Here is a 14020-nt window from a genome sequence, read left to right as displayed (position 1 = left end):
CGGGTGAGAAAGACTTAATGCGCGTTCTGTTTGATGAAGTCGTGGACACTGGTGTCCTGCGCCATATCGGAAATGGTATCCGTCAGCACGCTATTAACCGCATTGGCAATATTCTGGTTGTTGGCAGTGAAAGCACCTTCAACCTGATAGCTTGCACGGTAGTTTTTGTTCATCTTATTGCCATTCTTCGCGGTGGCGATGATCGCGATATCCGCTTTAGTGGCGATGTTGTAACGCACGTTACCCTGAGACACGTCTGCATACAGCTGGTTGACGATAATCTGCAAATCAACTGCGCCGCTTGGCCCAATCATGTAACCACGTGCGGTCATTTGTTTCTCAAGCACTTCCTGCAACAGGAAACGCAGATCACGGGAGGCGGTCAGCGTCACCAATTGGTTATCACGGGTGACCTTAGCCAACGCCTGGTCCGGACGTTGATCCGCACCGTTAATGCTAACAGTCACGCCCATCAGGCTTGGATCCTGTGAAGGCAGCGTGATTTTCGGGGCGACATCAATGGTGGTTTGCGGCTTGGCACAACCGGCCAGCATAAACATCGCAACCAACGGGAAGAGGATTTTTTTTAACATGTTAAGACTCTCAGCGTTACAGTTGTTCAACGGGCGAAAAATTCCCGCCATCATAACATCGCCAACGACGAGGGGAAGTGGGCAACGCATGTAAATTCATCGTGCTGTACGTTTTATGAGCGCAAGCCCGATTTCGTACTCTTTTTAGAGAGGATTAGTCTGGTCTGGTCGGCAAAATTCATCCGTTTGGCTGAGAAATACAGACGAAAGCTAAATTTTTGTTGTCTTCATGTAATGGAAACGGTAAAAGCGGCTAACATTTAAAGGGAAGGGCGGCATCTCAGCGTTGTCGGAGGAGTAAATTCATGATGATACGTGAACAGATAGAAGAAAAACTAAGGGCAGCGTTTGAACCCTTATTCCTCGAAGTGGTGGACGAAAGTTATCGCCACAATGTCCCGGCCGGCTCCGAAAGTCACTTTAAAGTGGTGCTGGTCAGCGATCGCTTTGCCGGAGAACGTTTTCTTAATCGTCATCGAATGATTTACGGCACGCTAACTGCTGAATTGTCCACGACCGTACATGCACTGGCGCTGCATACCTACACCGTGAAGGAGTGGGAAGGGTTACAGGATACGGTGTTTGCTTCCCCGCCATGTCGCGGCGCAGGCAGCATCGCGTAAAATTCGCATTTGCAACAGCCTGAGCTTTTCCAGTATGTTGCGTACAGATTAAATGAAAAACGGCCTGCGGGCCGTTTCATACTGCTGACAAAGAAGGAAAAAGCGTGGTTTTTCCTTCTTTGTGGTAAACGGCTGAAAATCAATAAATTGATTTTGCTTGTTTTTTTGCTGATGCTCTCTGTCCGTTCAGCATCGGAAGTGAGCGGTATTATCATATCAAACGGCCTGCGGGCCGTTTTGTTTTGTTTGAAATTTGAGCGAGCAACACATTTTTTGAGTCAAAATTACCTCAAAAGTGTGAAAAATGGCGCATCGATGCACCATTCCCGTTCTCGACTCACTACTGTGATGCCGCTATAATGCTGCGTCTTATTTTCGGAATGTCTTCGGGATGATTCTGGCAACAGGGATTGTACTTCTGCAATGAAGAGAGCTTCCCGGTGCTGCGAAGCCATCGAAACGTGCTTCCAGAGTTGACCGAGCACTGTGATTTTTTTGAGGTAACAAGATGCAAGTTTCAGTTGAAACCACTCAGGGCCTTGGCCGCCGTGTAACGATTACTATCGCTGCTGACAGCATCGAAAACGCTGTAAAAAGCGAGCTGGTCAACGTAGCAAAAAAAGTTCGCATCGACGGTTTCCGTAAAGGGAAAGTACCGATGACTGTAGTTGCTCAGCGTTATGGCGCCTCTGTTCGCCAGGACGTGCTGGGCGAGCTGATGAGCCGCAACTTTGTTGATGCGATCATCAAAGAAAAAATCAATCCAGCAGGCTCCCCGACCTACGTTCCGGGCGAGTACAAAGAAGGCGCAGACTTCACTTACTCTGTTGAGTTCGAAGTTTACCCAGAAGTTGAGCTGAAAGGTCTGGATGCAATCGAAGTTGAAAAACCGGTTGTTGATGTGACGGATGCTGACGTTGACGGCATGCTGGACACCCTGCGCAAGCAGCAGGCGACCTGGAAAGATAAAGAAGGCGCTGTAGCCGATGAAGATCGCGTTACCGTTGACTTCTCCGGCTCTGTAGACGGCGAAGAATTCGAAGGCGGCAAAGCCACTGATTTCGTACTGGCAATGGGCCAGGGTCGTATGATCCCAGGCTTTGAAGACGGTATCAAAGGCCACAAAGCGGGCGAAGAATTCACTATCGACGTGAATTTCCCGGAAGACTACCACGCTGAAAACCTGAAAGGTAAAGCGGCGAAATTCGCTATTACCCTGAAGAAAGTTGAAGAGCGTGAGCTGCCAGAGCTGACTGCAGAATTCATCAAACGTTTCGGCGTTGACGATGGTTCCGTTGAAGGTCTGCGTGCTGAAGTGCGTAAAAACATGGAACGCGAGCTGAAAGGCGCTGTGAAAAACCGCGTTAAGTCTCAGGCAATCGACGGTCTGGTTAACGCCAACGACATCGACGTGCCAGCAGCACTGATCGACAACGAAATCGACGTACTGCGTCAGCAAGCTGCACAGCGTTTTGGTGGCAACGCCAAACAAGCTATGGAGCTGCCACGTGAGCTGTTCGAAGAGCAAGCTAAACGCCGCGTAGTGGTTGGCCTGCTGCTGGGCGAAGTAATTCGTACCAACGAGCTGAAAGCTGACGAAGACCGCGTGAAAGGCCTGATCGAAGAGATGGCTTCTGCGTACGAAGATCCGAAAGAAGTGATTGAATTCTACAGCAAAAACAAAGAGCTGATGGAAAACATGCGCAACGTAGCTCTGGAAGAACAAGCGGTTGAAGCTGTTCTGAACAAAGCGAAAGTCTCTGAAAAAGCGACTTCTTTCAACGAACTGATGAACCAGCAGGCGTAATTCACGCCCTCACGGTTTACAGTTTGAGCGAAAAACCCGTTGCCTTTTGGTGACGGGTTTTTTATTGCATTATACCCGCCATACTTCAGATGACAGGTGAGCTCGCTGCCACCTGAAGTATTTCGAGTATATAAATGACGATACGTGCCAAAACAGCGTTTCGGTGTTAGCGTAACAGCAAAATATTGTTATGCTTGAAATAGGGCACTATCACCCCCATAAAAGGGGAAGTAGTAGATTGACTGGCTGATTCTCCGTCCGCAAGGTTACAATCAGTACAGCAGGTATTATCACTTTTTTATCCAGGAGACGGACATGTCATACAGTGGCGAACGAGATAACTTGGCACCCCATATGGCCCTGGTGCCAATGGTCATCGAACAGACTTCACGCGGTGAACGTTCTTTTGATATCTACTCCCGTCTGCTCAAGGAGCGCGTTATCTTTCTGACAGGCCAGGTGGAAGACCACATGGCGAACCTGATCGTAGCGCAGATGCTGTTTCTGGAAGCGGAAAACCCGGAAAAAGACATTTACCTGTATATCAACTCCCCAGGTGGTGTGATCACTGCAGGGATGTCAATCTATGACACCATGCAGTTCATCAAACCAGACGTCAGCACCATTTGTATGGGGCAGGCGTGTTCAATGGGTGCATTCCTGTTGACCGCAGGGGCGAAAGGCAAGCGTTTCTGCCTGCCAAACTCCCGCGTAATGATTCACCAGCCGCTGGGCGGTTACCAGGGTCAGGCGACGGATATCGAAATCCACGCCAGAGAAATCCTGAAAGTTAAAGCGCGCATGAATGAACTTATGGCGCAACACACGGGTCAATCTCTTGAGCAGATTGAGCGCGACACCGAGCGTGACCGCTTCCTCGCTGCTTCAGAAGCAGTTGAGTACGGTCTGGTCGATTCCGTTTTGACCCATCGTAAATAATGCCACTGCGTCGAGTGCCGCTATACTGTAGAGGGCGGCATTCCGTTAAGACTGGCATTTGCGTCGTCATGTGCGGCACAAAGAACTTAGAAAGAGGTTTGGACTCATGACAGATAAACGCAAAGATGGTTCAGGCAAACTGTTGTATTGCTCTTTTTGCGGCAAAAGCCAGCACGAAGTGCGTAAGCTGATCGCCGGGCCGTCCGTGTATATCTGCGACGAATGCGTTGACTTGTGTAACGACATCATTCGCGAAGAAATCAAAGAAGTAGCCCCGCATCGTGAACGTAGTGCTTTGCCAACGCCGCATGAAATCCGCCATCACCTGGACGATTATGTTATCGGTCAGGAACGGGCGAAAAAAGTGCTGGCAGTCGCGGTATACAACCACTACAAACGCCTGCGTAACGGTGACACCAGCAACGGCGTTGAGCTTGGCAAAAGTAACATTCTGCTGATTGGCCCAACCGGTTCCGGTAAAACGCTGCTGGCGGAAACGCTCGCTCGCCTGTTGGATGTTCCGTTCACCATGGCTGACGCCACCACTCTGACCGAAGCCGGTTATGTGGGTGAAGATGTGGAAAACATCATCCAGAAACTGTTGCAGAAATGCGATTACGACGTGCAGAAAGCGCAGCGCGGCATCGTTTATATCGATGAAATCGACAAAATCTCCCGTAAATCGGATAACCCGTCGATCACCCGTGATGTGTCTGGCGAAGGTGTTCAGCAGGCTCTGTTGAAACTTATCGAAGGCACCGTAGCAGCCGTTCCGCCGCAGGGTGGCCGTAAGCATCCACAGCAGGAATTCCTGCAGGTCGATACGTCGAAGATCCTCTTTATCTGTGGCGGCGCGTTTGCCGGTCTGGATAAAGTGATTTCCCATCGTGTCGAAACCGGTTCAGGTATCGGTTTTGGTGCAACGGTTAAAGCAAAATCCGAAAAAGCCAACGAAGGCGAACTGCTGGAGCAGGTGGAGCCGGGCGATCTGATCAAATTTGGTCTTATCCCTGAGTTCATCGGTCGTCTGCCAGTGGTAGCAACGCTCAATGAGCTGAGTGAAGAAGCGCTGATTCAGATCCTGAAAGAGCCGAAAAATGCCCTGACTAAGCAGTATCAGGCACTGTTTGGCCTTGAAGGTGTGGATTTGGAATTCCGTGACGAAGCGCTGGATGCGATTGCCCGCAAAGCGATGGCCCGTAAAACCGGTGCCCGTGGCCTGCGTTCTATCGTTGAAGCGGCACTGCTTGATACCATGTACGATCTGCCTTCCATGGAAGACGTCGAGAAAGTGGTTATCGAAGAGTCGGTCATCGAAGGACAAGCTAAGCCATTACTGATTTACGGAACGTCCGAAACTCAGCAGGCTTCTGGTGAATAATTAAGCAATTCACTCAATCAGTTAGACAAAAGGGGGATATTTTATCCCCCTTTTACTTTTCCTGTATTCCTGCCGTTGAATGTGTGGGAAACATCCCCATATACTGGATTACATGTTAACGGTGGCGTGAAGCACAGTTACGCCATCGACTCTACCTGGCGGACATTAAACTAAGAGAGAGCTCTATGAATCCTGAGCGTTCTGAACGCATTGAAATCCCCGTATTGCCGCTGCGCGATGTGGTGGTTTATCCGCACATGGTCATTCCCTTATTTGTAGGGCGGGAAAAATCTATCCGTTGTCTGGAAGCGGCCATGGACCATGATAAAAAAATCATGCTGGTTGCTCAGAAAGACGCATCAACGGATGAGCCGGGTGTAAACGATCTTTTCACCGTCGGGACCGTGGCCTCTATTTTGCAGATGCTGAAGCTGCCTGACGGGACTGTCAAAGTGCTGGTCGAAGGCTTGCAGCGTGCGCGTATTTCCGCGCTGTCTGACAACGGCGAGCATTTCTCGGCGAAGGCGGAGTACCTTGAGTCTCCGGCTATCGACGAGCGTGAGCAGGAAGTGCTGGTACGCACGGCCATTAGCCAGTTTGAAGGCTATATCAAGCTCAACAAGAAAATCCCACCAGAAGTGCTGACGTCGCTGAACAGCATTGATGATCCGGCTCGTCTGGCGGACACCATCGCTGCGCATATGCCGTTGAAACTGACTGACAAACAGTCGGTGCTGGAAATGTCCGACATCAACGAGCGTCTGGAATACCTGATGGCGATGATGGAATCGGAAATCGATCTGCTGCAGGTTGAGAAACGCATTCGTAACCGTGTCAAAAAGCAGATGGAAAAATCCCAGCGCGAGTACTATCTGAACGAGCAAATGAAAGCTATTCAGAAAGAACTCGGCGAGATGGACGATGCGCCGGACGAAAACGAAGCGCTGAAGCGTAAAATTGACGCCTCTAAAATGCCGAAAGAGGCAAAAGAGAAGGCTGAAGCTGAGCTGCAGAAGCTGAAAATGATGTCGCCAATGTCTGCAGAAGCAACCGTCGTTCGCGGCTACATCGAATGGATGGTGCAGGTTCCGTGGACCGCGCGCAGCAAAGTCAAAAAAGATCTGCGCCAGGCGCAAGAGATCCTCGATACCGACCATTACGGTCTGGAACGGGTGAAAGATCGTATCCTTGAGTATCTCGCAGTCCAGAGCCGCGTGAACAAGCTCAAAGGGCCGATTCTGTGTCTGGTTGGGCCTCCGGGTGTGGGGAAAACTTCACTGGGCCAATCGATCGCGAAAGCGACCGGCCGTAAGTATATCCGTATGGCGTTAGGCGGCGTACGTGACGAAGCGGAAATCCGCGGTCACCGTCGGACCTACATCGGTTCCATGCCGGGTAAACTTATCCAGAAAATGGCAAAAGTGGGCGTTAAAAACCCGCTGTTCCTGCTGGATGAAATCGACAAAATGTCTTCCGACATGCGCGGTGACCCGGCGTCGGCTCTGCTGGAAGTCCTTGATCCAGAACAGAACGTAGCGTTTAACGATCACTATCTGGAAGTCGATTACGACCTCAGCGATGTGATGTTTGTGGCAACGTCTAACTCCATGAACATTCCGGCTCCGCTGCTGGATCGTATGGAAGTGATTCGTCTGTCCGGCTACACCGAAGACGAGAAGCTGAACATCGCTAAACGTCATCTGTTGTCGAAGCAAATCGAGCGTAATGCGCTGAAAAAAGGTGAACTGTCCGTTGATGACAGCGCCATTATCGGCATCATTCGTTACTACACGCGTGAAGCGGGCGTGCGTAGTCTTGAGCGTGAAATTTCCAAACTGTGCCGGAAAGCGGTTAAACAACTGCTGCTGGACAAAACGCTCAAGCATATCGAGATCAACGGCGACAACCTGCACGATTATCTCGGTGTCCAGCGCTTTGACTACGGTCGCGCGGACAACGAAAACCGTGTAGGTCAGGTGACGGGTCTGGCATGGACCGAAGTGGGCGGCGACCTGCTGACCATTGAAACCGCATGTGTTCCGGGTAAAGGTAAATTGACCTATACCGGCTCGCTCGGTGAAGTGATGCAGGAATCCATCCAGGCGGCGCTGACCGTGGTACGCGCGCGTGCAGAGAAACTCGGCATTAATGGCGATTTCTATGAAAAACGCGACATCCACGTTCACGTTCCGGAAGGCGCAACGCCGAAAGACGGTCCAAGTGCGGGTATCGCCATGTGTACGGCCCTGGTGTCCTGTCTGACGGGTAACCCGGTACGTGCTGATGTGGCGATGACCGGTGAAATTACGCTGCGTGGTCAGGTTCTGCCGATCGGTGGTCTTAAAGAAAAACTGTTGGCGGCCCACCGTGGTGGTATCAAGACAGTTCTGATTCCTGATGAGAACAAACGTGATTTGGAAGAAATTCCTGATAACGTAATCGCCGATCTGGATATTCATCCGGTGAAGCGTATTGAAGAAGTTCTGGCACTTGCTTTGCAGAATGCACCTTACGGGATGCAGGTTGTAAGCGCAAAATAGTGACTTCGCGCAAAGAGCGTTAATAAAAACAGGGCTGGTAGGTGATTTCGCACTTGCCAGCCTTTTTTTGTATAGCTAATTTAGATTGCTGGTAGGGTATGTCATAGACAACGGGTGTTGTAAGGGCATGACACTCCTGATATAACTGCTGCGCCGTCGCATTGCGAAGGATTCCATTGCGATATAAATTATAAAGAGAGGAAGAGAAAAGTGAATAAATCTCAACTGATTGACAAAATTGCTGCAGGTGCGGATATTTCTAAAGCTGCAGCTGGACGTGCGTTAGACGCTTTAATTGCTTCTGTTACCGAGTCTCTGCAGTCTGGTGATGACGTTGCACTGGTTGGTTTTGGTACTTTTGCTGTTAAAGATCGTGCTGCCCGTACTGGCCGCAATCCGCAAACAGGTAAAGAGATCACCATTGCTGCTGCCAAAGTGCCGGGCTTCCGTGCAGGTAAAGCACTGAAAGACGCGGTAAACTGATCGCTTTCCCTTAAAGGGAATGTGGCAAAGTACAAGGGCGCATCATGAGATGTGCCTTTTTTGTTTGTCCAGTCTGACTTTATGCGACTTTAGGCGAGTTGTGGGCTGACAATGACCCTGTTTTCTTGTCAAAATACGCCCTCACGTGCAGCTCTCATGCTATGCTGTGCGAGGAATACAGTCACCTACAGCGGAGCGTTGTTACACCATGATGGACTCCTTACGTACGGCAGCCAATAGCGTCGTGCTCAAGATTATTTTCGGTATCATTATCGTGTCGTTCATTTTGACCGGCGTGAGCAGCTACCTGATTGGCGGTAACAAAGATTACGCCGCAAAAGTGAATGGTCAGGAAATTGGCCGTGCACAATATGAAAACGCTGTTGCCAGCGAACGAAACCGTATGCAGCAGCAGTTGGGCGATCGGTTCTCTGAGCTTGCTTCCAACGAAAACTACATGAAAACCATGCGCCAGCAGGTTCTCAACCGTCTTATCGACGAATCGCTTCTCGATCAGTATGCGAAGCATCTGAATCTCGGCATCAGTGATGCTCAGGTGAAAGAAGCGATTTTCAAAACCCAGGCCTTCCAGGCGGATGGCAAATTCGATAACCAGCGTTTCAGCGGTATCGTCGGCCAGATGGGAATGACCACGGATCAGTACGCGCAGGCACTGCGTAATCAGCTGGTCACTCAGCAGTTGATTAACGCCATCGTGGGTTCAGAATTTATGCTGCCTGGCGAAACGAACCAACTGGCGGCTCTGGTCTCGCAGCAGCGCGTTGTACGTGAAGCCACCATTGATGTTAACGCTCTTGCGGCGAAACAGCAGGTGAATGACCAGGAAATCAGCAGCTACTACGAGCAGCACAAGAATCAGTTTGTTGCGCCGGAGCAGTTCCGCGTGAGCTACATCAAAATGGATGCAGCCAACGTGCAGGAAACCGCTTCTGACAGCGAAATCCAGTCGTACTACGATCAGCATCAGGATCAGTACACGCAACCACAGCGGGTACGCTACAGCGTGATTCAGACTAAAACTGAAGCCGACGCGAAAGCCGTGCTGGATGAAATCAACAAAGGCGCTGCTTTCGCAGACGTCGCGAAAGCAAAATCCACCGACATCATCTCCGCTAAAAATGGCGGTGACATGGGTTGGCTGGAAGCGTCTACCACGCCAGATGAGCTGAAAAATGCGGGCCTGAAAGACAAAGGCCAACTGTCTGGTGTCATCAAATCATCCGTTGGTTTCCTCGTGGCACGTCTTGATGACGTAGAAGCCGCGAAAGTGAAGCCGCTGGCGGATCTGCACGATGACATCGCTGCAAAAGTGAAGCAGGAAAAAGCGCTCGACGCATTCTATGCGATGCAGCAGAAAGTGAGTGATGCGGCCAGCAACAACAACGAATCTCTCGCGGGCGCTTCACAGGTTTCGGGGATCAAAGTTGTTGAGACCAACTGGTTTGGTCATGACAATTTACCAGAAGAGCTGAACTTTAAGCCCGTTTCCGACGCCATCTTCAACGGTGGTCTGGTGGGTGAAAACGGTACGCCGGGTAACAACTCCGACATCATTACCGTCGATGGCGATCGTGCGTTTGTGTTGCGTATTAGCGAGCACAAAGCTGAATCCGTCAAACCGCTGGCTGATGTGAAAGCGCAGGTGACTGACATCGTTAAACACACCAAAGCTGTGCAACAGGCTAACCTGACCGCTGAGAAGCTGTTGGCGGACCTGAAAGCCGGTAAAGGTGATGAAGCAATGAAAGCTGCAAACCTGACCTTTGGAGCAGCGAAGACCCTGAGCCGTACCGGTCAGGATCCGCTGAGCCAGACTGCGTTCACGCTGCCACTGCCGCAGAAAGACAAACCAAGCTACGGCGTAGGTGCTGATATGCTGGGCAATGTGATTCTGGTCTCGCTGGATGAAGTGAAAGACGGCACCATGCCGGAAGCACAGAAGAAAGCGATGGTGCAGGGTATCACTCAGAACAACGCTCAGGTGGCTTTCGAAGCACTGATGGCGAACCTGCGTAAAGAAGCGAAAATCAAGCTGGGTGATATTGCTCAACAGCAGCAATAATCACGAGCACGCTCGCAGATTTTCGTAACGCACTGCAATATTTAAAGGCCGCTTTCGCGGCCTTTTCCAATTTTGAAATCTGCCTTTTGTACTGTTTTCTCTGCCCGGTTATGGTGACGTCGCTGTCAACAAACAAGGAGATAACAGCATGAAATCAGGAATCAAATCATTACTGTTCGTACTTTCCATTGCCTGTTCCGGGCTCGGATCTCAGGCTATCGCGGCTACGGCATCCGGCAAAGCATCGGCAGACGCTAAACCGGCTGTCACACAACTGGCCACGCCCGAAAAGAGCACGGCATCCGCAGACAAAAACCAAAGCACTGGCGACAAAGTCAGTATCAACACCGCCAGCGCCGATGAACTCGCAAAGGCAATGAACGGTGTTGGGCTGAAAAAAGCCCAGGCGATTGTTAGCTACCGCGAAGAATATGGCCCGTTCAAAACCATCGATGATCTACGTCAGGTGCCGGGCATGGGCGGTGCGTTGGTCGAACGTAATCTTTCACATCTGATGCTCTGACCCCTAGAGGAATTTGCACAGTAGCAAAAAAATGCCAGACTAAAGAGGTCGTACCAGTGTGCGACCTCTGACTCTATAAATAACAAAGGCAATTGCGCTATGCAGACCCAAATTAAAGTTCGTGGATATCACCTGGATGTTTATCAACACGTTAATAACGCGCGCTATCTTGAGTTTCTCGAAGAAGCCCGGTGGGATGGGCTGGAAAGCAGCGCAGGCTTCCAGTGGATGAGTAAACATCACATCGCGTTTGTGGTGGTGAACATCAACATTAACTATCGGCGGCCGGCGGTATTGAGCGATCTGCTGACGGTAACCAGTAAAGTGCAGCAACTGAACGGTAAAAGTGGGGTGCTAAGTCAGGTCGTGACGCTCGAACCAGAAGGCGAAGTAGTGGCGGATGCACTGATTACGTTTGTGTGTATCGACCTGAAGACACAAAAGGCGTTACCGCTCGAGGGAGAACTTCGCGAGCATCTTGAAGCGATGGTGGAGTAGTTACAGGAAGAATGAGGTAGAAATTGTGTCGCCCCGGCAAGCAAAGCGCCGCCGGGGAAAACAGTTACTTGAGCCCAGTTTTCGCTTTCATGGCGCTCATCACCCCGACCTTGTCAGCCAGGTAGTGATTCAGACCGTTGGCGCGAAGGGAACAGGCGGCGCAATGTCCACAGCCGTCACCTTTGATGCCGTTGTAACAGGTCAGGGTTTCACTGCGAACTAAATCGAGATGGCCCCAGAAATCGGCAAGCGCCCAGGTTTCTGCTTTATCCAGCCACATCAATGGCGTGTCGAAGCGAATCTCTTTCGCCATGCCTAGGTTTACCGCGTGATTGAGGGCTTTGACGAACTCGTCGCGGCAGTCCGGGTAGCCGGAGAAGTCGGTTTCGCACACGCCGGTAATCACCGCTTCGGCTTTTACCTGATAAGCGTAAATCGCCGTCAGGGTTAAAAACAGAATGTTGCGGCCGGGTACGAAGGTGTTAGGAATGCCATTGGCTTCAGGTTCGTAGTCCGGAACCGGAATGCTGTCGCGGGTCAGGCTGCTGACGGCCAGTTCATTCAGCAATGTCACGTCCAGCACTTTATGGGCGCGAGCGCCAAGTTTCAGTGCCAGTTCACGTGCAACGTCAATCTCAGCGCGATGGCGCTGACCATAATCAAACGTCACACAGTGCACTTCGTCATACTGCTGTAAAGCCTGAACCAGGCAAGTAGTGGAGTCCTGACCTCCGCTGAAAACCACGACGGCGCGTTTCATAGCAAATCCTGTCAACTTGTGAGAATGCACTATGGTAGCGCCTGAACGCGACGTCCACCAGCTACAAGACGTGCTTTAGGTTGCTGTCGAAGCGGGAAGCCAGGCTTCGGTAAAATCAAACCAGCCACGGGCGTTCAGGCGAATGCCGTTCACTCCCGGCGGAGCGCTGATTTTGTATTGATAATTGAACAGCGGCGTCAAAACTGCGGCATCCATCAGGTGGTGGAAAACGTTCTGCAACGCCGTATGGCGCGATGCCGGGTCGCGTTGAGTCTGCACTGCATCCAGCGTCGCCTGAAGATGCGCATATTGAGCCGCACTCAGTGTGTGCGGCCATAAAGGATCGCAGCGCAGCCATTGCTCGAGGGTGTATTCCGGCGTGTCGCCAATCAGCCTGTCGCCCATGATTAAATCGGCCTTCGCTAATTGTGAACAGCCATCCCAGGTTTTAGCATCGTGAAAGATAACCGTTAATTCGCAGTCCTGGTTTGCCAATGCCAGCCGGAGCTGTTCCGCCATGGTGTGAAGCTCAACGGGCAGGTGATAAATCAGCGTGAGCGTAGGCGGGAAAGTGACCGCAGACGTGTCATCAGCCAACGGAATTGCCCAACCTGGCAGCAGTTCATGGCTGGGGGTAATCAGGCTTTCGTCCAGAGGCAGTGTTTGCATCAGCGAGCTGCGATGAATCAGGGCAATCAATTTTTGCGCCTGCGCCGTGGTCAGTTGTGCGCTTTTGCGCAAGGTGAGGTAGCAAAATCCGAGGCTGATACTGTCGCTCACCAGGCGCAGTTTTCGCAGATCGTCTGCTTCACCAATCGCCAGTTGCACCGGATGGCGGCAACTGGTGCCCAAATCCTGTTCGAATAATTGCGGCGTTATCCAGTATTCGATGGTCTGTAGCAACGGGTGGCAGAGATGATAACGATTATGGCTTTCCAGCCGTACTAATTCAGGCTCGAAGATTTTCAGCCGAAAAGGACCGGTGCCAATCGTCGCGTTATCAGGATGCGCCAGCACGCTGCAATAGCTGGCCAGACGATGTGCCAGCCAAAAGTCCGGTTTGACCAGCGTAAACGTCAGACACTGCGCGTGAGTGACTTCGATCCGCTGAACGCTGGCAAACAGCGTACGAAGGGCGGGCAGTGACAGCAGCATTTCGAAACGCTGATGAAGCTGCGCGGTATCCACCGGATCGCCATTGTGCCAGTGCAGCGTGGAGCGAATGTAAAAATGCCAGCGTAAGCCGTCGGCTGACACTTCCCAATGATGAGCCAGATCGCCGACCGGCTCACTGTTATTTTGATGAAAACGGGTCAGACCGGAGAAAACTTGCCCCGCCAGATGCTGTTCGGCACGCCCGGGCAGAAAACCGGGGTGCAGCGGTTCGAGAGGGCGATAGTAGGGGATGCGCAGTGTCGGCGAGTTGTTCTGCCATTGACCGCCAAGGAAAGGGTGCAGCAGCGCACGCAGCTCAGGGGCTGCCAGTTGCGCCAGCGCCAGCGCATTTTGTTGCTGCCCAAGCGTCAGCGCCTGCTCCATCATCTCGTTGCGCAGGCTTTCCGGCGTAACGTGAAACGTCAAGGTGCCGCGCTTCCCACGCCCGGACTGCGCCTGCCAGCTCAACCAGCCCGCATCCTGCGCCTGGCGCAAGAGTGTTCGCACGTGGCGTTCGCTGCAAAAACAGCGTTCAGCCAGTTCGGCGACGGTGATCTGTTGCGACGCCCCGGCTGAAGGTTGCCACAGGCGTTGAAACTGGTTGAGTCTGTTGAGCTGGCGCATCGTCGGTCATC

Annotated in this window: 12 protein-coding genes; 9 read left to right on the top strand and 3 right to left on the bottom strand. The window is 51.6% G+C overall.

What is annotated here, in order from left to right; all coding sequences use genetic code 11:
- Positions 1-14 precede the first annotated feature (14 nt).
- Positions 15-593, bottom strand: coding sequence for a lipoprotein (locus VH187_RS17220; RefSeq protein ID WP_329702680.1), 579 nt, complete (start codon positions 591-593; stop codon positions 15-17).
- 305 nt (positions 594-898) lie between these two features.
- Here VH187_RS17220 and bolA point away from each other — a divergent pair, with 305 nt between their 5' ends.
- The 9 genes from bolA to VH187_RS17175 all read left to right on the top strand — a co-directional run bounded on the left by bolA (position 899) and on the right by VH187_RS17175 (position 11470).
- Complete coding sequence (gene bolA, locus VH187_RS17215) at positions 899-1216, top strand: transcriptional regulator BolA (protein WP_110511661.1); 318 nt, start codon at positions 899-901, stop codon at positions 1214-1216.
- A gap of 508 nt (positions 1217-1724) precedes the next feature.
- The gene (gene tig, locus VH187_RS17210) at positions 1725-3023 is read left to right on the top strand and encodes a trigger factor (RefSeq protein WP_329702679.1); all 1299 of its coding nucleotides are present in this window, start codon (positions 1725-1727) and stop codon (positions 3021-3023) included.
- Positions 3024-3338: 315 nt separating this feature from the next.
- Entirely contained in the window at positions 3339-3962 is a 624-nt protein-coding gene (gene clpP / locus VH187_RS17205; RefSeq protein WP_329702678.1) for an ATP-dependent Clp endopeptidase proteolytic subunit ClpP, read from the top strand.
- Positions 3963-4068: 106 nt separating this feature from the next.
- Positions 4069-5343, top strand: coding sequence for an ATP-dependent protease ATP-binding subunit ClpX (gene clpX / locus VH187_RS17200; RefSeq protein ID WP_329702677.1), 1275 nt, complete (start codon positions 4069-4071; stop codon positions 5341-5343).
- A gap of 185 nt (positions 5344-5528) precedes the next feature.
- Positions 5529-7883: an endopeptidase La gene (lon, locus tag VH187_RS17195; protein ID WP_329702676.1), complete on the top strand. Its 2355-nt coding sequence runs from the start codon at positions 5529-5531 to the stop codon at positions 7881-7883.
- Positions 7884-8093: 210 nt separating this feature from the next.
- Positions 8094-8366 carry a nucleoid-associated protein HU-beta gene (gene hupB, locus VH187_RS17190; protein WP_329702675.1) on the top strand — a complete coding sequence of 91 codons (273 nt, stop codon included), beginning with the start codon at positions 8094-8096 and terminating at the stop codon, positions 8364-8366.
- A 208-nt stretch (positions 8367-8574) separates the two neighbouring features.
- Complete coding sequence (ppiD, locus tag VH187_RS17185) at positions 8575-10449, top strand: peptidylprolyl isomerase (RefSeq protein ID WP_329702674.1); 1875 nt, start codon at positions 8575-8577, stop codon at positions 10447-10449.
- Between the two features lie 148 nt (positions 10450-10597).
- The gene (locus VH187_RS17180) at positions 10598-10972 is read left to right on the top strand and encodes a helix-hairpin-helix domain-containing protein (protein WP_329702673.1); all 375 of its coding nucleotides are present in this window, start codon (positions 10598-10600) and stop codon (positions 10970-10972) included.
- Between the two features lie 99 nt (positions 10973-11071).
- Entirely contained in the window at positions 11072-11470 is a 399-nt protein-coding gene (locus tag VH187_RS17175; RefSeq protein ID WP_329702672.1) for a YbgC/FadM family acyl-CoA thioesterase, read from the top strand.
- Positions 11471-11534: 64 nt separating this feature from the next.
- Here VH187_RS17175 and queC read toward each other — a convergent pair whose 3' ends face one another.
- Positions 11535-12230, bottom strand: coding sequence for a 7-cyano-7-deazaguanine synthase QueC (gene queC, locus VH187_RS17170; protein ID WP_329702671.1), 696 nt, complete (start codon positions 12228-12230; stop codon positions 11535-11537).
- A 75-nt stretch (positions 12231-12305) separates the two neighbouring features.
- A complete protein-coding gene (locus tag VH187_RS17165; RefSeq protein ID WP_329702670.1) occupies positions 12306-14009 on the bottom strand; it encodes an SgrR family transcriptional regulator in 1704 nt (567 codons plus the stop codon).
- Between the last annotated feature and the right edge of the window lie 11 nt (positions 14010-14020).

The sequence above is a fragment of the Scandinavium sp. genome, assembly GCF_036271055.1.
Taxonomy (GTDB): Bacteria; Pseudomonadota; Gammaproteobacteria; order Enterobacterales; family Enterobacteriaceae; genus Scandinavium.
Note: the sequence above shows the minus strand (reverse complement) of the source record. Positions and strands in the feature narration are given on the sequence as shown.

What these genes read in the sequence shown, in the direction of transcription:
- VH187_RS17220 (WP_329702680.1), bottom strand. Translation starts at nt 593, where the DNA reads ATGTTAAAAAAAATCCTCTTCCCGTTGGTTGCGATGTTTATGCTGGCC.
- bolA (WP_110511661.1), top strand. Translation starts at nt 899, where the DNA reads ATGATGATACGTGAACAGATAGAAGAAAAACTAAGGGCAGCGTTTGAA.
- tig (WP_329702679.1), top strand. Translation starts at nt 1,725, where the DNA reads ATGCAAGTTTCAGTTGAAACCACTCAGGGCCTTGGCCGCCGTGTAACG.
- clpP (WP_329702678.1), top strand. Translation starts at nt 3,339, where the DNA reads ATGTCATACAGTGGCGAACGAGATAACTTGGCACCCCATATGGCCCTG.
- clpX (WP_329702677.1), top strand. Translation starts at nt 4,069, where the DNA reads ATGACAGATAAACGCAAAGATGGTTCAGGCAAACTGTTGTATTGCTCT.
- lon (WP_329702676.1), top strand. Translation starts at nt 5,529, where the DNA reads ATGAATCCTGAGCGTTCTGAACGCATTGAAATCCCCGTATTGCCGCTG.
- ppiD (WP_329702674.1), top strand. Translation starts at nt 8,575, where the DNA reads ATGATGGACTCCTTACGTACGGCAGCCAATAGCGTCGTGCTCAAGATT.
- VH187_RS17180 (WP_329702673.1), top strand. Translation starts at nt 10,598, where the DNA reads ATGAAATCAGGAATCAAATCATTACTGTTCGTACTTTCCATTGCCTGT.
- VH187_RS17175 (WP_329702672.1), top strand. Translation starts at nt 11,072, where the DNA reads ATGCAGACCCAAATTAAAGTTCGTGGATATCACCTGGATGTTTATCAA.
- queC (WP_329702671.1), bottom strand. Translation starts at nt 12,230, where the DNA reads ATGAAACGCGCCGTCGTGGTTTTCAGCGGAGGTCAGGACTCCACTACT.
- VH187_RS17165 (WP_329702670.1), bottom strand. Translation starts at nt 14,009, where the DNA reads ATGCGCCAGCTCAACAGACTCAACCAGTTTCAACGCCTGTGGCAACCT.